The sequence below is a fragment of the Anaerorhabdus sp. genome (assembly GCF_036637135.1).
Lineage (GTDB): Bacteria > Bacillota_I > Bacilli_A > Erysipelotrichales > Erysipelotrichaceae > Anaerorhabdus.
On record NZ_JAVWNC010000009.1, the window covers coordinates 32,502 to 53,820 of the forward strand.

The 21,319-nt window shown below is 29.9% G+C and carries 17 protein-coding genes and 1 tRNA gene; 8 read left to right on the top strand and 10 right to left on the bottom strand.

The annotated features are described in order from the left end of the window. Positions 1-2: 2 nt before the first annotated feature. The 4 genes from RR643_RS02885 to RR643_RS02900 form a co-directional block, all read right to left on the bottom strand. Complete coding sequence (locus tag RR643_RS02885) at positions 3-1,199, bottom strand: ABC transporter permease (protein WP_332482272.1); 1,197 nt, start codon at positions 1,197-1,199, stop codon at positions 3-5. Next, positions 1,200-2,591 (bottom strand): hypothetical protein, encoded by a 1,392-nt coding sequence (locus tag RR643_RS02890; RefSeq protein ID WP_332482273.1) that lies wholly within the window; start codon positions 2,589-2,591, stop codon positions 1,200-1,202. 70 nt (positions 2,592-2,661) lie between these two features. Beyond that, complete coding sequence (locus tag RR643_RS02895) at positions 2,662-3,813, bottom strand: sensor histidine kinase (protein ID WP_332482274.1); 1,152 nt, start codon at positions 3,811-3,813, stop codon at positions 2,662-2,664. A 3-nt stretch (positions 3,814-3,816) separates the two neighbouring features. Beyond that, positions 3,817-4,488: a response regulator transcription factor gene (locus tag RR643_RS02900; protein WP_332472265.1), complete on the bottom strand. Its 672-nt coding sequence runs from the start codon at positions 4,486-4,488 to the stop codon at positions 3,817-3,819. Positions 4,489-4,759: 271 nt separating this feature from the next. Between RR643_RS02900 and RR643_RS02905 the strand changes: the two genes are divergently transcribed. The 5 genes from RR643_RS02905 (at position 4,760) to RR643_RS02925 (ending at position 12,628) form a co-directional block, all read left to right on the top strand. Then, entirely contained in the window at positions 4,760-6,325 is a 1,566-nt protein-coding gene (locus tag RR643_RS02905) for a tetratricopeptide repeat-containing diguanylate cyclase (RefSeq protein ID WP_332482275.1), read from the top strand. Positions 6,326-6,356: 31 nt separating this feature from the next. Continuing rightward, positions 6,357-7,943 carry a tetratricopeptide repeat-containing diguanylate cyclase gene (locus RR643_RS02910; RefSeq protein WP_332482276.1) on the top strand — a complete coding sequence of 529 codons (1,587 nt, stop codon included), beginning with the start codon at positions 6,357-6,359 and terminating at the stop codon, positions 7,941-7,943. A gap of 206 nt (positions 7,944-8,149) precedes the next feature. Then, positions 8,150-10,246 carry a hypothetical protein gene (locus RR643_RS02915; protein WP_332482277.1) on the top strand — a complete coding sequence of 699 codons (2,097 nt, stop codon included), beginning with the start codon at positions 8,150-8,152 and terminating at the stop codon, positions 10,244-10,246. A gap of 148 nt (positions 10,247-10,394) precedes the next feature. Next, positions 10,395-11,210: a hypothetical protein gene (locus RR643_RS02920; protein ID WP_332468563.1), complete on the top strand. Its 816-nt coding sequence runs from the start codon at positions 10,395-10,397 to the stop codon at positions 11,208-11,210. Beyond that, positions 11,207-12,628, top strand: a complete 1,422-nt coding sequence (locus RR643_RS02925) for a glycosyltransferase family 2 protein (protein WP_332482278.1) — start codon at positions 11,207-11,209, stop codon at positions 12,626-12,628. Before RR643_RS02920 ends, RR643_RS02925 begins: the two co-directional genes overlap by 4 nt. Before the next feature lie 63 nt (positions 12,629-12,691). On the opposite strand, the gene RR643_RS02930 is transcribed toward RR643_RS02925, so the two are convergent. From RR643_RS02930 to RR643_RS02945, 4 genes are all read right to left on the bottom strand, one after another. Then, complete coding sequence (locus RR643_RS02930; protein WP_332482279.1) at positions 12,692-14,263, bottom strand: GGDEF domain-containing protein; 1,572 nt, start codon at positions 14,261-14,263, stop codon at positions 12,692-12,694. Beyond that, positions 14,253-15,845: a GGDEF domain-containing protein gene (locus RR643_RS02935; RefSeq protein ID WP_332482280.1), complete on the bottom strand. Its 1,593-nt coding sequence runs from the start codon at positions 15,843-15,845 to the stop codon at positions 14,253-14,255. Before RR643_RS02935 ends, RR643_RS02930 begins: the two co-directional genes overlap by 11 nt. Before the next feature lie 181 nt (positions 15,846-16,026). Continuing rightward, the gene (locus tag RR643_RS02940) at positions 16,027-16,890 is read right to left on the bottom strand and encodes an alpha/beta fold hydrolase (protein WP_332482281.1); all 864 of its coding nucleotides are present in this window, start codon (positions 16,888-16,890) and stop codon (positions 16,027-16,029) included. Between the two features lie 79 nt (positions 16,891-16,969). Further along, positions 16,970-17,347: a hypothetical protein gene (locus RR643_RS02945; RefSeq protein ID WP_332468558.1), complete on the bottom strand. Its 378-nt coding sequence runs from the start codon at positions 17,345-17,347 to the stop codon at positions 16,970-16,972. 288 nt (positions 17,348-17,635) lie between these two features. On the opposite strand from RR643_RS02945, the gene RR643_RS02950 reads away from it, so the two are divergent. The 3 genes from RR643_RS02950 (at position 17,636) to RR643_RS02960 (ending at position 20,196) form a co-directional block, all read left to right on the top strand. Then, on the top strand, positions 17,636-18,013 hold the full coding sequence (locus RR643_RS02950) for a BlaI/MecI/CopY family transcriptional regulator (protein ID WP_332468557.1): 378 nt from the start codon (positions 17,636-17,638) through the stop codon (positions 18,011-18,013). Continuing rightward, a complete protein-coding gene (locus RR643_RS02955; protein ID WP_332482282.1) occupies positions 18,010-19,443 on the top strand; it encodes a M56 family metallopeptidase in 1,434 nt (477 codons plus the stop codon). Before RR643_RS02950 ends, RR643_RS02955 begins: the two co-directional genes overlap by 4 nt. A gap of 273 nt (positions 19,444-19,716) precedes the next feature. After that, the gene (locus RR643_RS02960; RefSeq protein ID WP_332482283.1) at positions 19,717-20,196 is read left to right on the top strand and encodes a hypothetical protein; all 480 of its coding nucleotides are present in this window, start codon (positions 19,717-19,719) and stop codon (positions 20,194-20,196) included. Between the two features lie 182 nt (positions 20,197-20,378). On the opposite strand, the gene RR643_RS02965 is transcribed toward RR643_RS02960, so the two are convergent. Both RR643_RS02965 and RR643_RS02970 read right to left on the bottom strand, forming a co-directional pair. Beyond that, the gene (locus tag RR643_RS02965) at positions 20,379-20,720 is read right to left on the bottom strand and encodes a hypothetical protein (protein ID WP_332482284.1); all 342 of its coding nucleotides are present in this window, start codon (positions 20,718-20,720) and stop codon (positions 20,379-20,381) included. A 404-nt stretch (positions 20,721-21,124) separates the two neighbouring features. Continuing rightward, a tRNA-Leu gene (locus RR643_RS02970) sits at positions 21,125-21,209 on the bottom strand. Positions 21,210-21,319: the final 110 nt, after the last annotated feature.

A 21,319-nucleotide genomic window follows, 5' to 3' on the forward strand; every position in this document is an offset into this window, starting at 1 on the left:
CCTTATTCAACTAATAGTGCTTCGATTGGTTTTAATCGTGATGCTTTATACGCTGGATAAATACCAAATAACGTTCCAGTTACAAGTGCAAACATAAAGGCAATAATTCTTCCTTCCATTGTATCTATTGCACTAACGTTTACGACATTTAGAATTGGAAAGACCAGGCTGCTTGTGATTACTCCTGCCATTCCACCAATGCAACTGATAATCGCTGATTCCAAGATAAACTGAATTAATATATCTTTGTTATGACTTCCAAGAGCCTTAAGAATACCAATTTCTTTTGTACGCTCCCTTACAGAAAGGAAGAGTACATTCATAATTCCAATACCACCGACTACAAAGACAATTGTTCCTACAGATATCAATAAATAATTCATCGTTTTTGCAGATGACAATGCAGCATCTATTCTACTTCCTGCATCTTCTATAACATAATAGGAACTGTCTTCTAATACATAATCTAACGTACTTAAAATTTCTTTTTTTGTTTTCTCAATGTTGTCAATGTCGTTTGATAAACCAATGATTCTTGGAAATCCATTATCACCTATAACTTTTTGTCCAACATCATATGGCAAGAAGATAGTATCATCTGGATTTAACCCTTGAATACCATCACCTTTTGGTATAAGTGTTCCTATAACTTTATACATGTTATTTTCAATCTTGATGGTTTCTCCTATAGCACTTCCTGGAGTACCATAAAACTTCTTAGCGACATTGCCTCCTAAAACTACAACATTTCTTCCATACTCTTGATCCTCCTCACTAAATTGAACACCTTCTTCAATCTCTAAGTTGGAAACTCTTGCATAATCATCATCTACTGCGGAGACAGAAATATAATCATTTTCTTTTCCAAAGCTAACTTCTTTATGACTTGAGTTATTAATCGATAAACCGTTTAGAGTATTACTTTCATTCATAATTTGTTCTACATGTTCTTTTGTAAGTCTTTCTATTTTTGTACTATCTGAATCACTTAATTTCTCATAGTTTAGATTTACATAAACTGTTTCTGCACTCAATCCTTTGAATTGGTTAAGCACTTGTTCCTCTCCACCTTTACCTATGGCAATGACCATAATTATAGTTATTGTCCCTACAAAAATACCTAGGGAAGTTAGAAACACTTTGAATTTATTTGCGAGTAAATTTAGGATTACAATTCTCAAAGTTTCTATCAAATTCATTTATTCACCTACAACCACAATATCACCTGAACTTAAACCATCAATTACTTCACTTACTTTTCCATCAGAGAAACCTGTTTTTATTTCCTTTTCAACAATTGTTGAATCTTCCATAAGTACATTTACTATTTGTTTTCCATCTTTGAATTGAATTGCTTTATTTGATAGTTTCACTACATCTTTTACTTCTTTGGTAATAAAGGATAAGTTACAAGTCATTTCAGATAAAAGCTCACGATCAGTAGGACTTAACTCAATAACAATTTCATAAACAATGGTCCCGTTTTTATTTTTACCGACTAAATCTCTCTTCTTTACTACTCCCTCAAATATTTCATCACCATAAGCATTAAATTGTAGTTCAACTTTTTGTCCTTCTTTGATTTTGACAATTGATTCTTGTTCTACGGATGCTAATACATATTGATTTGAAGGAATTCCGACAGTTATCCCTGAACTCAATGGATCTACTGTTTTATCATTTTCATATCCTATCTCTAGCACAACACCTTCAGTTTTAGAAATAAGATAAGGATTCTTTTTTAGTTCAACATATTTTTGAATGTCTTGATTTATCCTATCTAAATCACGATATGACTGCGTTAATGATGTATCAAAGTTTTGGTTATTCTTTGATTGAATTGAATCCTTCTCTGATTTTTTACGATTTTCTTCATCTACTTCTTGTTGCCTTGCGTTATTTAGATTTACTAAATTTTGATTCAAACTGACTACTTTACTTTCAGATTCAACTAGAAGCTTCTTCTTTTCCTCAAGTTCTAATTTCAATGCCTCTATATCTGGCTTACTTTCGCTTACATTCTCCTCAATAATTAATGTGGATGGCACTTGGCTGATTAGTGCTTCTATTTCAGCAATCCTTGCTTTATAAGCATCAACTTGTTGCATTGTTTGATTTATGCTGCTTTCTAACTGTTGTTTCTTAGTATCATATAAATTCTTTGAGTTTTGAGTTATATCATTCCAAGAAGAATCTGATGTTGTTTGTTGAATATCTTTATTATTCTTTGTTTGGGATACTGTTCCTTCTACTTTTGCTTTTTCATCATTCAATGTTTTTATTTTCTCATCAATGCTTTCAATTGATAATTTTGCAAGTTTCTGTTCTTTTTTAACGCTATCTCCAACTTTAACCAAAACTTCATCTACTACGATTTCTTCTTCGTAGCGATAACTTTCACCTTCAAGTTTGAGTGATCCATATCCATCTATTCCAACAATAATATCACCTTGAGTTACAGGATATTCACGATACATAATTTCTTCTTTCTTATCTTTCCCACTTACTAAAACAACCTGAGAAATTAAAAGAACTGCAATCATAACAATACTTCCAAATAAGAATAGTTTCGTCTTTTTTTTCTTAAGCATTACATCACCTCATTTCACTATTGCATTATAAAATACTCATGGTTAAATCTGAGTAAAAAAAAACTCTCATTTAAATTGAAAGTTTTAATGGTAATTGTATTGATATTGTAGTACCTTCATCCAGTTTTGATTCAATGTTGAGATGTCCATGATGTCGCTCAATGATTTCTTTAACAAGTGTTAATCCTAACCCACTACCCGCTATCTTTCTTGAACGCGATTGATCAATTCGATAAAATGGTTCAGTGATTAAATTCAATTGATCCTCTGGTATACCAATACCATTATCACTTATCATTAGTGATAAATATTCTTGATCTTGTCTTATTTCAATCGTAATTCTAGGATCAATTCTCTTTGCATATTTAATTGAATTATCTAATAAATTAGATATCGCCCTTTGGAGCATAACTTCATTTCCTATTAATGTACAATCCGTATCGCTCACTCTTACTTGTATGGCTTTCTCCTTAATCCTTGGATTTAGTTCACTTAGTGCGTTTTTTACTAATTCTTGAATCGAACAAACTTCATTACAATTATATTCTGAAGATGTAGATACAAGTAATAAGTTGTTCACTAAGTCATTCATCCGTTCTACTTGTCGCTTGGTTACTTCCATTACATGTTTGTATTCTTCTAAAGTAGCCTGTTCATCCAGTACTTCTATATTTGTCTTTAAAACCGCTAGGGGTGTTTTCAATTCATGTGCAGCAGCTGTAGAAAATCTCTTTTGTACATTGAATACGGATTCAAGTCGTTTCAACATTTTATTAAATGAAATTGTTAATTGTTCTACTTCCTTCGATGTCGTATCGACTTCAAGTGGTTGATGTATCGCATTTTCATCTATTTTACCAATTTCTGAGGTCAGTGTATCCAATGGTTTTAATGATCTACTTACAATAATATATGTAATCGCAATTCCTACTATCCCAACGATACCCATAGCAAGAAAAGTCATAGTATTAAACTGTACCTTACCATATTCAACAATACCAGAAAGAGCTTGCATCACATTTTCTGCAGGCACAATTTCAAGAGCATCACTAACATCAATTGTAGGTTGTAGAGGTACTGTTGGAATTGCAGATTGAACAGGAGCAATAAAGTATTTATTTAAACTTTGTAATGATGCGGTTGTCAATATGACAACCATACTTAAAAACATAATGGCAATACTCAAAGTTAATTTTAATTTCAAATCTAATTTTTTTCTCATAATTTATCCTTTAAAGGTGTATCCAACCTTTTGTATATACTCAATGAAATCTTTTCCAAAATGATTTCTAAGTTTCTTTCGTAATGTACTCATATGTACCTTCACTGTATCCGATAATTCGTTCATATCATTATCCCAAATTTTCTCTAATAGCTCTTCTGTTGAAACTGGTCTATCTTTATGAATTAATAAGTATTCCAATATTTGATATTCTTTTGATGTTAACTTTACTTTATTACCATTTAGATCTTCAATGCATCGACATATTAAATCACATCGAAAGTAATCTGTTTCAATCGAGGTATCATTTTGAATAAAGTTACGTCTTAATAGCGATCTGATTCTTGCTAATAACTCTTGAAAGCTAAAGGGCTTAATCAAATAATCATTAGCACCTTTGTCTAATCCTTCGATGCGATGATCTATTTCAGTACGAGCAGATACAATAATAATTTTAATTTCTTTGTTTTCTTTTCTAATAATTTCTAATATTTCAATGCCATCTAGACAAGGTAAGTTTAAATCTAACACAATTAGGTCATATGAATTTGCGTAATATAAATCCAATGCCTCTTCGCCATCCATAGCAATATCGACAAGATATCCTTGTTTTCGAATGCCCATAGCCAGCGCATCTACTAAATCTTTTTCATCTTCTATGATTAATATTTTCATAATTCACCTCAATTATAGTATATACAAAACTAGTTAAATATAAGTAAAGTCTACCATATTCTACCTTTAATCATTATTTTATAGTAAATAATGAAACAAAACATCAATTATTCATTTTTGACGAATACTCGGTTAAAAATCTAAATTCCCTCTTTTTTTACCTTCTAATTTAAATAATAAAAAATCATATATATGCTTCTTTCAAAAGAATTTTTATATGTTATAATTTGCTTATCATAGAAACCAACACATAAAAGGTAGATAATTTTGTATGAAAACTTTAGCACAAATAGAATTGGATATGAGTGAGATTCTTCGTGTTCGTTATAGTAATCCTGAACAAGAAAAATTACTATGTCTTGAATTATTGGAGTGGGAAGAAAAAAACACAAACAGTTATGTTTGTGCTTTTGCACATACTTATTTAGGCGACTATTATGTGGGTTGTGCCGTTGGAGAAAGTGAGCAATGTATTCCACACCTCATGAAAGCACATGAAATTTCTAGCGATAATTCTTATAATTATCTCTTGGTACGAATATATAATACATTGGGTTTCTATTATAATTCTATCGCTGATGATCAAAGTGCATTAAAATATTACATTGAAGGAATTAGTGTATGTCATCAAGTCAAAGATGTTATTAACGAAGCCCTAATTTTAAATAACATTGGCTATAACTTACAACGAAGTCATGGGTATGACCAGGCTTTATCATTTTACAAAGATGCTTATAACTTACTACAAAATCATAGTGAGCCTTCACCTATAAAAAAAATCTTACTAAACAATTTAGCAACTGTCTGCATTCTAATTAATCAAATCGAAGAAGCAAAAAATTATATTATGCTTTGTGAAAAAGAATACCCTAGTAGGGAACAATATGATTTATATCAAATACAAAACTGGTGTCAGTACTATAGTGCTATAAAAGACCATGAAAAAGCACTTTCTTGGGCCAATCAAATTTTATTAATTGAACAAAATGAAACAGAAGAAAATCCTGACTCATTCGATATTTATGCTTTCTTGTTTGACAGTATGATTGAATTACAAAATAGAGAATACGCAAGTAAATTTCTTTCATTAATGGAGAAACATGCAAAACGTAATTCTTTTAATCAATGTCAGAGTTTAGAACTCCGCAATATGAAATTTAATCTTACTTTTGAAAAGGATGAATTATGCATTAATAACGCTTATAAACGTTATGCACAGGAACTTTTAGCTCTTGATCAAGTTCGTAATGCAACCATTACAAATGGTTTAAAAGATGCGATCAATTACTTGAGCGTCATAAAACAAAAGGAAGCCTTACATAGTGAGAAAAAGAATTTAGATGTCGAAATAAACATTGATGAATTAACCAAAGTATATACAAGACACTATTTGGAAATGATTATTGAAAAATTTGATAAACAAACATCAAAAACTCTCGCATTCATCATGATTGATGTTGATTGTTTAAAAGAGTATAACGATACTTATGGTCATATCAATGGCGATTATGTATTGCATTATGTTGGTTCATTGCTAAACATCTATAAAAATGATCATATATATCCTTGTCGTTTTGGTGGAGATGAATTTGTATGTCTTTGTATCAACAATACCGATGAACAAATTGAAGAGTATATCAAGAATATTAGAAAAGACTTACATGAAAGAAATATCCCTCACAATACATCCCGATGTGCCAAAGAGATTACTTTATCAATAGGTTATTCAAATGTGAGTGAGCATATTAATCTTCAAGAAATATTTGAACTTGCTGACCAAGCACTATACCAATCAAAGCAAAATGGTAGAAACACTTATACCAAAATTGTTGCTTAATGTAGTATGAAGGATACTGAAGGAGAGACCCATGGACAGTATAAAATCAAGTAGACAAACATCTTCATTGATGAAGTCAATTTTAATTGAACGTTTTAATGATATTGATCTTCTTGAACAGTTATGCAATCAACTATTAGATATCTCTACCGCAAATCAAGATACCTATGGTATTGCATTTGCGAATTTGTATCTATTCGATGCCTTTTTTACGCGTGATGATCACGAGAAAGCAAGATTCTACTTACTCCGTACACAATCCCTATGCGACCGTTACCAATATAATGACCTTTTAATGGTTATGCACAATCTTGCTGGTTTATATTATCAAGACTTATTCGATGAGCACTCTGCCTTACAACATTATCTACTCGGATTAGATTTAGCGCAAAGACTAAATAACCCCATTACTGAAAGTAAAATATATAATAACTTAGGAATATGCCTACGTAGACGATATGATAACGCCGCAGCGCTACACTACTTTAACGCTGCATATGAAACAATAAAACCTCATTTTTGCGAACAAGAGCGTAGTACTACTATCAGCTTTCTGTGCAATGCTGCCGAAGTTTATCAAGCGATGAATATGGTTGAAGAATCAGAATCAGCCCTTAAGAAAGCTCAAGAATTATACACTGATAATCAGTATAGTTATTATCAATTAAAGAGTACTTGGAATGGTCATTATGCTATTTCAGGAGACAAAGAAAAAAGCATTTCAATTGCTCAAGAATTAATTGATGATGGACTAAGTAATTTTTCCCATACACAATTTGTTTCTAGTGCATACTTTGAAGTATTTGATCATATGTTATTTCTTGATTGTAAGGAAATGGCTTATCGCTATTTAACTTTATTAGAATCATATAGTAGTCACAAAAAAATAGGAGATTACTACAATTACATTGTCCGGAAAACAAGATATTACCAACGGTATGGTACAAGCGAAGAATGTGATAAAGTATACCGAGAATTCTACAAAACAAGTTTAAAACTAAACGAAGTAGATGATGCAATGCGTGTCGAAAACATATTGTCTAAAATTAATTTAACACAAGCACTATTTGATTTAAAAACCATTCGCAATGAGAATAAACAATTAGAAAATGCTAGTCATATAGATGAACTAACACATTTATACAATCGCCGTTATCTATTAAAATTAAAATCTAAAGTGCTTATAGGTCAAGATAACTTTCAATTGGGTTATGTTATGTTGGATGTCGATTACTTCAAAGAATATAATGATTTTTATGGACATTTCAAAGGAGATGAAGCTCTAAGACATGTCGCAGATATCTTAATAAAACATAATAAGAAAGACATATATGCCAGTCGGTATGGCGGTGATGAGTTCTTAGTGCTATTTGTAAACTACACAAAGGAACAAATTGAACACTATATTCAATGTATACAAAAAGATCTAAAAACATGTAATGTACCCCATGAAAAATCAAAATGCGCTTCTCAACTGACCCTTTCAATTGGATTCAGTAATGGTTACGCAACCAATGAAACACTACATAACCATCTACTAGCATGTGCAGACAAAGCTCTTTATCAAGCAAAAGATAAAGGAAGAAATTGTTATTGTTATCAACCTATAGAAAGATAGATGTATGAAGATATTAATCTTGTTGGATATAATATTCAACAAGGTTTTTTACTATGTGTCCTTCTATTAAAGACAAGCACATACACCTATGTTTTTCGAATTATTTAAACCCCCTATAATCTTCATTTACATACGATTATAAATCACCCATTTTAATGATTAAAGTGTATAATAAATTTAAGATAGCCTTATCGTGTGAGGGAACTATGAAAAGATTTATAATAATTTGTATTGTTGTTTTCGGGGTTGTTGTTGGTGGTTTTAATATTTATCTCAATGAATTCGTTCACAGAAACTATGTCCAGCTCATTATCAACAACGAAGATATCATTACCACAGCTTGGGTTGAAGGGGACAAGATTTATCAAGTCAATGATAACCAAGAACTTGAAGAAGTATTTATTAAGGGAGTTAATATTGGTTTAGGCAAACCAAATAGTTTTCCTGGTGAGATTTCTATTACTCAATCCGAATACTTAAATTGGTTTCAAAACATCCATGATTTAGGTGCGAATTTTATTCGTGTCTATACTCTACAATCCCCTGATTTTTATCAAGCATTATTTGATTTTAATATGCTATCTGATAAACCTTTGTATCTAATTCAAGGGGCTTATATGAATGAAGATTATATCAATGAATATAATGATGTTTTCAATCCAAAAATAGAAGAAGATTTCAAAACTGAAATCAAAAATGTCATTGATGCAGTACATGGAAATGCCAATATTGATAAAAGAGTCGGACATGCGTATGGTCGCTACACCAGTGATGTTAGTAAGTATACCAGTATGATGATTCTAGGTATTGAATTTTCTGGTGATACCGTAACAAATACTAATTTAAAGAACCCAAATAAAATAAAATATGATGGTAATTATTTACATACTGAAAATGCAACCCCTTTTGAGGTCTTTTTAGCTCAGCATGGTGATTACGCTATTACCTATGAAACAACTACATATAACAAACAAACTATCATTGGATTTGCGAATTGGCCAACAAGTGATCCTCTTGAGCACCCAAATGAACCTGAAGATATGAATAAAATGATGGGGTTCAATGTCGAACATATAATAAAGAATGATTCTTATATTTGTGGTATGGTGGCATCTTACCATGTGTATCCCTATTATCCAGATTTCATGAATTTTGAAAATCAAGCTACGTATTTAAGTAGTTCTCCAACAAATCCTTATCAAGATTACTTAAAACGACTTAACAATATACACGCTATTCCCGTACTCATTTCTGAGTATGGTGTACCAACATCACGTGGAACTACTCATATCGATTTAACGCGCGGTTATAATCAAGGTGGTCTCAGTGAACAAGCTCAAGGAGACGCTATCATATCATTAACTAAAGACATTCAAGATGCTGGCATGTGTGGCGCAATCATTTTTTCGTGGCAAGACGAATGGTTTAAACGTACTTGGAATACGATGGAGCTTACTGAACCTGATGGTCGTCCAAATTGGCATGATGTCCAAACTTCAGAAACAAGTTTTGGTTTAACTGCCTTTGATCCAAAAAAAGATGAATTGATCTCAACTCATTTATCAAAGAATGACATCAACTTAACAATTGAAAGTGATGCTGAATATTTAACCATTGAGATTAAGAAAGACAACTTGGATATAGAAAAAGATCAATTTGACATTTTCTTTGATACAACTAATTCCTCAGGATTCACTTCACTTAATCAATTTGAATTTACACAACCCTTTGACTTCTATTTAAAAGTTGATGGGAAAAAGAATACAGAACTATTCGTAGATCCATATTATGACAATTTTAGCTACTTATTTGGAACACAACTTAACCTATCATTACCATTACTTAAGGAAACATCATATTCATCACGTGAGTTGAACTCGATTCGACTACGCTTAAGAAATAGGATATATATTCCTAGTAGTGATACTACACTTGAACCTAGTTATTATACAACTGGTAACTTCTTATATGGACCAATTGATACTAAGGATGAGAACTATAATTCACTAAATGATTTTTATACCGATGGTGATACATTAACAATCCAAATACCTTGGTTATTACTTAACTTCAGTGATCCAAGTCAAGGCATGATACTGGATGATTTTTATGAAAACTACAGTCCTTATGAAGCAGGTATGCAAATGAAATCAAAGAAAATTGATTCATTCACTATTGGTATTCGTAATAATGACCAAATTGATTATCTAGAGGTTCCTCTTAAAAATTGGGATGAGGTTGAATATACCGAAAGATTGAAGTCTTCTTATTACATAGTAAAGGATGTGTGGTCTAATGAGTAATTTCGCAATCATTTGGTATAACCTACCGATTCTTATTAAGATCTTTATCATCCTAATCATATTTTATTTATATATCATAACTTGTATTCAAATGTACTCCTATTATGAAACTAATATGTTTAAATATCGTTTATATAGAGAACGAAGAATGCACAGAAAATATGGACTAATCATTGAAAATCTTCTAGATCAAATTAGTGAAAATAAATACCGCTACAATGAACAAAACAATGAAATAGAAAACAAATTATTTAAAAATAAGTATTTTACCATTGTGTTTATCAAGCGCTTCTTAAGTAGAATTAAAAAATATTCAGGTAAGGACAAAACACTATATCATCGCGAAAAAAAATACTTATTGAATTATGCATGGAAAACAAAATTATATGAATCCGTCATTAACTTCAGTAAATTCTTTGGTGAGTACAATACCTTAGCAATCTTAAGTGTTATTCGAGATAAACGTTCGCTGCCAATATTTGAAGAATACGAAACTATTTTTCTACGCAAAAAGAATACTATCTTAGCGTATTATGTTTTACTGGGATATGCACGAATTGGAGAAATGGAAAGATTCAAAGAGACATTTACTTATATCATCAATCATCGTGAAATCACGAGTGAAGAAATGTATGTAGGACTATTAATTTCATTTAATGGAGATGTGTCATCCTGGCAAGAAAAAGTTCTTCTACACGATAATATCAATCATAAAATTATCGCATTAAAATACTTCATGGAAATTAGGCAAGATAAGTATACTATGTTCTGCCTTCAAGAAATTCAACATTTATTAGAATATGATAAGATTGACTCAGAACAAATACAATACTTTATATTACTCAATCAATACTTAGAAACTTTCTATCCTTCTTATAATCGTGAAGAACTCATGTCACAAGTCAGTAATCTAACAAATAAAACATTCTTAGCTATTTTAGAAAGCATGGAGGTATTGGTATGACATTGCAAAATCTAGTAACAGGTTTTAATAATGTAATCATATTCTATACTATTATCATTCTTACTTTCTTTTGCGTAACTATTATTACTGCAGCGATTTATTTATCAAAACTAAAGAAAAATGATAGAGAATTAGGTTCTATTGTCGATGGTATGCCAGAGCGATTCATTCCTGTATCCATTTTAGTTCCTGCATATAATGAAGCAGAAGTTATTGTCGATAGTATCCTCTCCTTATCTAAACTTGATTATGATACATATGAAATCATTGTGATCAATGATGGCTCAAAAGATAACACCATGCAAAAAATCTTAGAATATTTTGATTTACAAGAATCAAAGCGAATATACAAAACAACATTAAAGACTCAACCCATAAATTTTGTATACGAAGGCATTGTAAATGGTCACCAAATTCTTGTGGTAGATAAAATGAATGGTGGAAAATCTGATGCTTTAAATACCGGTATCAATATAAGTCAATACCCATTATTCATCGCAATGGATGCGGATTGTGTTTTAAAACCAGATGCCATATCAAAGCTAGTTTATCCCATTCTTATGGACAAAAGTACAATTGCAGTTGGTGGGAATATCAGAATATCCAACAACTCAATCATCAAAGATGGTGAGATTGTTGATCAGAAACCACCAAAAGGATTCCTTGTCATTTATCAAACAATAGAATATATGCGTGTATTCATGATATCAAGAATTGCATGGAATCAATATCGCAGTAATTTAATTATATCCGGAGCATTTGGATTATTCCGTAAAGATCGTGTCATTGAAGTTGGTGGATATCGAACCGATACAATCGGAGAAGATATGGAATTAGTTGTACGACTTAATCTACATCAAATTGAATGTAAACGTGAATATCGTATTGAGAATCAGGTTGATGCATATTGTTATACGCAAGTACCTAATAAATTTAAAGATTTTACAAACCAAAGAATACGTTGGCATATTGGATTAATGCAAAGTATCGGTTTCCATAGAAAATCAGTATTAAATCCGAAATACAATCAGGTAGGTTTGATTGGAATTGTTTATTATACTTTCTTCGAATTGTTTTCATCTGTAATTGAAGTTTTTGGTTATTTCGTAATTTTACTAGCCCTTATCTTTGGTTTATTTAATGCTTGGATGTACATCTTCCTCTTCACATCCATTATTATCTATAGTTTTAGTATCACATCATCCGCATTGATGCTAGAACGATATCTTACTGATAGTAAACATAAGTTATCATTAACGATTAAGCTAATATTCTTCTCCCTCTTTGAACCATTGGTATATCGACAATATTGTAATTTCATCAGAATTTATGCCATGATTCGCTATAAACATTATCAAAACAGTTGGAATAAAATGAAGAGAAATGAATATTCAACAAGTCAAAATACAAAAAAATAAATAAAAAGCAGATACTTATCACCATCATATTAGATATGGTTTATATGTATTCTGCTTTTTTATTTAGTGTTTGTGATCTCTTAGATTGAGATAATTATCTCTTCCCCGTTCCTTAGCCACATACAATGCTTCATCCGCACATTTCATAATCTCTTCAATCGACATTTTCGATTTAATCTCATTATAGAAACCTGCCGTAATTGAAACTATACCACTTATATTCTTCTTATGTTCAAATTTCAATTCTCTTAAGTTATTTAATACATTCGATAAATAGTTACTAATTTCATGATCAGTCAATCCTGTACATAAACAATAGAATTCATCTCCACCATATCTACCAACATTAATTCCAGGAACACTATTTTGTTTCAAAACATCTGCAACATGTTTCAAGATATTATCGCCTTGTACATGCCCATAGGTGTCATTGTATTGTTTAAAATGATCAATATCCAACATAATACAACCAAATAATTCTTCTATGCTATTTGAACCAATTTTCGATAATAATTTATCACAATAGCGTCGATTGTATAATCCCGTCAATTCATCCAAGTGAGCTTGTTTTTCCAAATTTTCATTTTCTTTGACTAACAATGAATGTTTTTGGTTGATTTCAAATAGTTTTATTTTATTTCTTAGTGCTTCTGCAATACTACTAAGTTCTTGTTTTTCTCTTGTCATCAATAAATAATAATATCTTGCACTAACATCCACATTAATTTCTTCATACTTTTCTTGATATTTAAATAATAGTTTTTGATATTCTAGTTCAATCTCTATGTCATCATCATTCAATTGTTGTTTCACATGTTCTAATACTGAATAACATTCTTCTTTCATATCAGCGATTAGTAAACTCTCAATCACGTAAATTAATTCTGCAGCGAAAATACTATGATTCCCCTTGAAATTTACCATAATACTATTGATTTTATCTATGAGTTTCTTAATTTGACTAACTTCATGATGAATTGCACATAATCGAATCTCTGACACGATTCGAATAAATTCAACATAGTTACTATTTACACTTAATTCTTTTGATTTTTCAAGATATGCATATGCACTTTCAAGATCATTCATATCACAACAGACACGAACAAGATTCAAATAGATTTGTGTAACATTATAATTTTGATGCTCAGTCATTTGTAGTTTTTCTATTGCTTTCTCAAAGTAATTTTTTGCGAACTCATAATCCTTAAGTTGCATTAAAATGTAGGCAATGTTGTTATAAAGGATGCCAATTGTTTTACTATCGTTCTTCGATTCAGCAATTTTCATGATTTTATCATAAACTTGTGTTGCGATGAAATTATCACCCTTAAGTTGATACAATTTACCTTCATTACGATAGCATTGTATCAAAAGTTCATCATAATCATTTGTCATACATAGTCGAATCGACTTGTTTAAATTAAATTCAGCAGATCCAAATTTGCGATACGCTATATAATAAGATGCTAAATGCAAGAATGCATAGGCTTGTGCATATGAATCATTTAACAAATAGCCTTGTCTTAATAACTCTTCCGCATTGTCTTTCATACCTTCAAAGTCATTATAAATACATCCATCAAGGCGCAAATAATAACCCGTTAGTTTTTGATTAATATATCTATTCGTCATGATTTTCACCTTCACTTACGTATTTTGAATACGTATTTCTACCACTTCGTTTAGAGTTATACAAAACTGCATCAATTTTTTCGAGTAATCTTTGCGGATTAAAATCTGGCGTCATTTCTTCCACACCAAAACCAATCGAAAGTGTTACCCTGTTCGCACATTTACTTGTTTCATGCTGAATGGCTTTTATACTTAATTGATTTACTGCCTCTTTAATATATGTCTCAACTTCATCTTCACTTGTATTTAAGAAGATACAAAAAAACTCATCTCCACCAATTCGGCACGCTTTTATACAATCAGGAGATAGACTTGCAATACTCCTTATAATATTCGAGATTTCAATTAAGACCTGATCTCCTTTGATATGACCATAAGTGTCATTGTATTCTTTAAAATAATCGACATCTAAAATCGCAAATCCAATCGACTTTAATTTTTGATCATCACTTATGTTCATTAAAAATGTGTTGATGTATCTTCTGTTATATAACTGTGTCATTACATCAACTAATGAATCCGTTCTTAATGAAGCATTATCATCCAATAATTTTTCTTCATGTTTAATAATATTTTGGATTTCAATATGTGCACGAATACCAGCTATTTTCGTTGATTGATTTTCTGTTTCAACGTTTTCATAAGCCTTAATAAAGTTTATATATTGATATTTTAGATTATCCTCATTATGTGTCTTTTCATAATACTCAATTTTAATTTTTTGTATTTGTAACCATTCATTAACATCTTCACTTGAAAATAACTCTTCCATATATTCGACAATTGTTAATACTTCATCAAATGCTTCAACATACATCATAGCTTCAGCCATGTTTATAACACAGTCATATTTAAAATTTTTATTAGCCGGAAATTCTTTAACTGTTGTGAGTAATTTTTGATTTAGTTGAACTGCTTTTTCCTTATCTTTTTGCATTGAGTATAATCTCAAATAACAAATATTCAAAAGAATTGGATATACTTTAGATTCCCAATTGAGTTTCTCAATTTCCGATATATAGAAAGGAACATCATCTACTTTACCAATATGATTCAGTAATTCAACGATATTAGTTAATGTAATTACTTTATTATTCGCATAGTTTTCTTCGCTAGACATATACTTATCATATGTTTCAATACTATATTCTAAAGCAGTTTCATAATCTTGGCATAAGCGGAACAATTCCGCAATATTACCATACGCAAAGAATGCCTTACTCTCTATATTTAAAATTTCTGCAATTCTAATTATTTCTAGATAACAATCTAAACGACTCAACAAATCAAATGTTGTATCATCACTTAATGCTTTTAGTGTATAATATGCAATCAAGTCTACACTTGGTTCCATCGATAAATACTCTCTTGTCTTTTGCATATATTGACTAAGTAGAGTCATGTCATGAGCAACATTTGCGTAATACGAAGCAAGCGAAAGATACGCAAAAGCAATATCATCTTTTGAGTTTTCTTTTAAAGTTAGCGTTAACAGTTCATTACAACTATCAAAACGATCTTCTCTTGAGGAGAAAGAATTATTCGCTATTTTATTTTTTAATTCAATAATTCTATCTCTCACAGTTATCACCCCGAATAGATATACTTTTGTACATATAGAAAAATTATAGCACTTTAAACTCATGTTTACTACAATCTGACTTTTTAAATCTCATGCACAAATAAAAAATAGTTAGTTAGTATAGAAATTATTTTTATTCATCCTTGTTTTATATGAGATCCTCTTCTAACAACGGATTAATTTATTTGATAAAATCAACAATTTTTTGATTTATGTATTCTGCTTTGCTTAGCGGTAACAAATGTGATGCATCTTGTACTACTTCTACTTCGATATTTTTAATTACTAAATTTGCATTATGAATTGCTTTGTTTACTGAGAAAGCAAATTCGTTTTCCCCAAACATCACAAGAACAGGGATTTCAATTTTTCTCAAATGTTTCTTTTTTATCCATTTAGGAAAACTCATATTTGAATTCATATTCATCACAGACAACGTAAACTGTTTAATCATTGAATCTGGTAAAGGAACTTCTTTTTTATTTCCCCATCCAATATATTTCTCTATATTTTCTCTTGTTGGCTTGAATCCCATTTTCATAATTTTAAAGAAATATGAATAATGCATTTTAGCAAAAGTTTGTACAGGACTTAATAGAATAAGTTTTTCCAATCTTTCTGGGTAATATCCAGCATAATTTGCAGCAGTCCAGCCACCAATGGACAATCCACAAAGTACAATTCGATCCAACATTAACCTTCTTATTGTTTCATCAAGCCATTGAGCATTATCTTTATTATTCTTGAGTGGCTTCAGAAGAATGCTTTTTGAACACTCGCCTATCAAATCTATTGCATAAACACAATACTCTTTACTCCATACCTCTAAGTTCTTATACCACATTGGTGAACCACAACTTGCTGCATGCAATAAGACCAAAGGTTTATTATTTTCATCACCACAACACAATATATGGCTATTACCATAGGATGTAGTTATATAGGTTTCAACATAATCGCAATTAATAAGAAGAAGCGATTCATCATATGCTTTAAAATATTCTGTTTTGCTTTCAATAGATCTAAAATTCAATCCTTTTTGCATAACATTACCTCTTATTCTTTCATTAATATCAATGCTTATTTCTTATCATATACTATAGATGTTATCTATTTCCCACTTATTATAACAAGAAAACAGTTGCGTTCAACTTCTTTGTAGTATTTAACATCAAATCCATAACTTTATCACCATTCAATTTATCTAAATTACCAGTTGGCTCATCCGCATTTGCCCACCAAAACCTAGTTATTCCATCCTTAGCATATAAATTATTTATTTTGAACGCTTGATCATCAACAGTATAGTAAATATCATTATTCCTTTGATAGAAAACCACTTTCTTATCATCAAAGGTAGTTTCATAGATTGATTCATATCCTTCTATTTTAGGTATATTTGCAAAATTTTCTTTGCTTTTATTAATAATAAAAACATTAATGCATTGTGTTATTCCAAAAAATAATAATAAAACGGTAACAACTATCAATATTTTTTTCATTGTCTTCTCCCTAAAATTTTAAATTGCTTCTTAATTAAAAAATAAACTAACTAGGTGAATATTGTCTACTCATATTAGCAAATCATTAAAGTACTAATGGATATTTAATTATATGAATATTACTTAATTTTACTGTAATTCACATGAATTAATACCAGCATTTTAACTAACTGTCCTCATTATATTGTCGTATAATCACTATAATAAACTCCTATAAAATCTTCTTTTAATAATAACAAATATATTATATAATGTTATTATATTCATGGATATGAAAAGAGGGATATTTTGGAAAAATGTTCAAATTTTGAGTTAGAAATTCTAAAACTTGTATGGTCACTAAAGCAGCCTATTGATTCCGTTAATCTACACAAAGCAATAAGAACAGCATTCGATGAAAACATGACTGAAGCAAAGATCTCCGTCTATATCAACCGAATGATAAAGAAAGAAGTATTAATTCAATCTACCGCAAAGGGAAAATATTGTATATATACCGCTGTTGATAAGGATGAATACCAAAAATTCGTTGTAAATCGCGAAGTGATTAAAAACATGGGTAAGTCTGTTGAAGAATTAGTTGTTGCTCTAATAGGAAAAGAAGCGAATGAGAAATCGTTAGAGGAAGTTGATAAGATGATAAAACTCCTCTCAAAAAAAATATGAATTTCATTTTCTTTAACTTAATTTTTTATAATATTATTAGCTCAATCGTTTATATTGTACTTCACTTTTTTGCAGAAAAACAATTTTGGATTTATCCAAAATACGTAATTATTATGATTAAGTATACTGTACTATTTTTTATAACACCTTTTTGGATTCTATTGTTAGCTACTTATATTTCACTAAATAGTCAAATAAATGTATTTGTATCTGGAATGGAGGATACAAATAATATTTTAATTATGTCAAATTTCTCTCTTAATCAGTTATTTAGTCGTGATTTTTATTGGGTTACCATAATTGTTATTATTATCTGGTTTCTAGGTTTTGTAATAATAGCAATTAAGAAATTGAGAGAAAAAAAGGCGATTCTGCATTTTCTTAAAATACATATGGAGCAAGATGAAAAACTATCAAAGCTATTTAATGAAATATCAGAGCAACTAAGTATCAAAAAGAAAATCAATGTATATCTATGTCCTTACGTGCCTTCGCCATGTCTAATTAAATACAAAGATTACATAATTTTAACACCAACTTTGGGTGAGTCTTCAGATGACACTTATTATTTTTTATTACACGAAGCATTTCATTTTAAAAGTCACGATTTAATCTATTTAAAAGTCATCGAATTCTTGGAGACAATGTTTTGGTTTAATCCATTTATCAACAAACTATATACTCTATATTCCTCATTTGCCGAGATAGTTTGCGATGAAAAAATAGTCTCTTCTAATGAAAATGTAAAGTTGAATTACATGTTAGCTATTAAAAATGCATTAATGCATTCAATCAGAATTAAAAATGAATATCCAACCATGAATTTAATAGATAAAAATCATAGTGAATTAATAAAAAGAATAAATTATATGATGAATTTCAAATATAATTTAAAAACTAAAATTCTGTCTATAATTTTAATGTTATCATTTTTTCTATTTATGCCATTAACTACTTATGCAGGCACCGTAATTTTAAATAAGAGTACCGGATTCGCTATAAATCAAATTCGTGAAACTACATGCGAAATCATCGAAAACGAAATAGAGACAATCGATATAAACTATTTAGATGAAGAACTCTATGTAAACAAGCTCAGTCCAAGTAAATTTATGATTATGCCTAAAGGTTACAACTCAATCGATATTTCTTTATATAAGTTAGAAAAGAACTATCTGTATAATATTAAGTTAACTTCATCTGAAAATCTTTCAGTTAATTTATCATCAAGTTTAAACGCAACATTCAAATTCTTAGTTTGTCGAGAAGGAAGTTCTTCTTGTAAGACCGTTAATTCATCAAATGGGCGTATTAATCAAGATTTAACCGGATTTGATGGATCAAATTATTCAATCTATATTGAGAATACGTATAATTCATCAAACACTATTCGAGGATATATTGAAAACTACACGAAAAAAATGCAATAACTATTTATTGATTTGTTATTATTTAAGTTATTCAATCAACGTATAAAGAGGATAAACCAACGAACCATATTTATCATTAAAATTTCATACAAAAAAAGGAGGAATGAAAATGATTACACCAAACATTATTATATTGATAACTGTGTATTGTTTATTTACGATAACTGCACATAATGTTTATGCTACTAATAGCAATAGGGAAGATACTGATGCTCTGAACTCAAATGGTTTAGATTTCTACTCGAATATATATCATCAGGGGGCTGCATATCTATGAATAAAAAAAAGAAACTATTATTTATTTTTTTTATTGCAATATTTTTAATAAGTTGCAGTGCAAATAACACAATTAAAGATAATGGTAATAAAACTATTAGTCCTGAATTAACTCCAAAACCAGAAGCCATTCCAGAAGGATACAAAACTATCACATTATTTGATGATGAATTTTATTTCTATCTCAAGGATCCATTGCCCGAGAATTTCTTCTGCAAAGCTTCTTCAGGGGTAATCGAGGGAACTTCAACAGGGAGAATTTATATTTATTTCGAGAAGGATAATCAAAGTTTCGGAGTATTAGACTATTGGATTTCTCCTGAAAAGAAAGAATATCTCAATCAATTCTATGAATTAAATGGCTATTATGTAGATTTAAGAACAATCGAATATGACACAGCATTAGATAAAGATATCATACAGGTTTTACTTGAGTATCAAAAAAAATGCGAAGATTGTGTCATCTTTAATTATTAGTAAATTTTCTCACTAAATGCAATTTATAAATATTAATCCCTTTTAGATTAAAAATGAAACATTGAATTTTAGACATGCATTTAATGAGATATTATTCGTTCTCATCACAGAAGCTAAACCTATTTTTGGTTTGGCTTTTCTTCTCACTTTACTCATAAAAGTTTAAAGAGTTTGTTTACTAATTAGATATTTTTATAGAAATCTTCATACCTATCAATAATTTCAATAGTATCTTGATTAATTAAAAATGATAAAATTAATAGATAAAGTAGTAATAAACTAATAATTACAACCATAAAACTGGAAAACAAACTATCAAAAAATAAACTACCTTTATTTACTAACATGCTTTGTAAAATAAAATTACTGATGATTATAGCAAAAATTATTGGATAATGAATTTTAAGAATAAGTTTGAGTTTCTTAACTTTACTTTTATCATCCAATGAATTAAGACCTTTTTCAAAACTACCAAGTTGGACCTTATTTAGGGTAAGAATTTTTAATACATATTTAAATTTCATATTAACTCTCCTCTATTACTTAGTTGATATGGATACGAACTAGTTAATATTTTAGATATTACTAGTTTCTTTTTTGCATTTTAAAGAATAGTCCCTTAAGATGAGTCTAACAAGTAATGGGATTGTAAACAAGCTTCTTGATATTTTTCACATATTATTAAGTTAAATTGATATATACTTAGTGGGTATATATGATTGCGGCACTTGTAAGAAAACACTTGAAATAGTCAGCTCTTCCTTTGCTCTTTGCAAAATTACGGAAAATATCTGAAACTAGATTTACTACTTCAAATGGAAAACATAAATTAGGGATTACGCAACTTTTCTTCTATCCATTAAATTCGATTTAACAAATCACATATAATAAAAAAACGGCTTACTTAATAAGTCGTTTTATATGCAACTGGTGCGGGTGACAGGGGTCGAACCTGCATGCCTCGCGGCGTTAGATCCTAAGTCTAGTGCGTCTGCCAATTTCGCCACACCCGCAGTGCTTTATTATTATAGCAATCACCTATGGAAAAATCAAGATATTTCTACTAATCGTAGATTATTAAGTTAAATTGGACAGTACCTTGTAATGAAAAGAAATATAATGG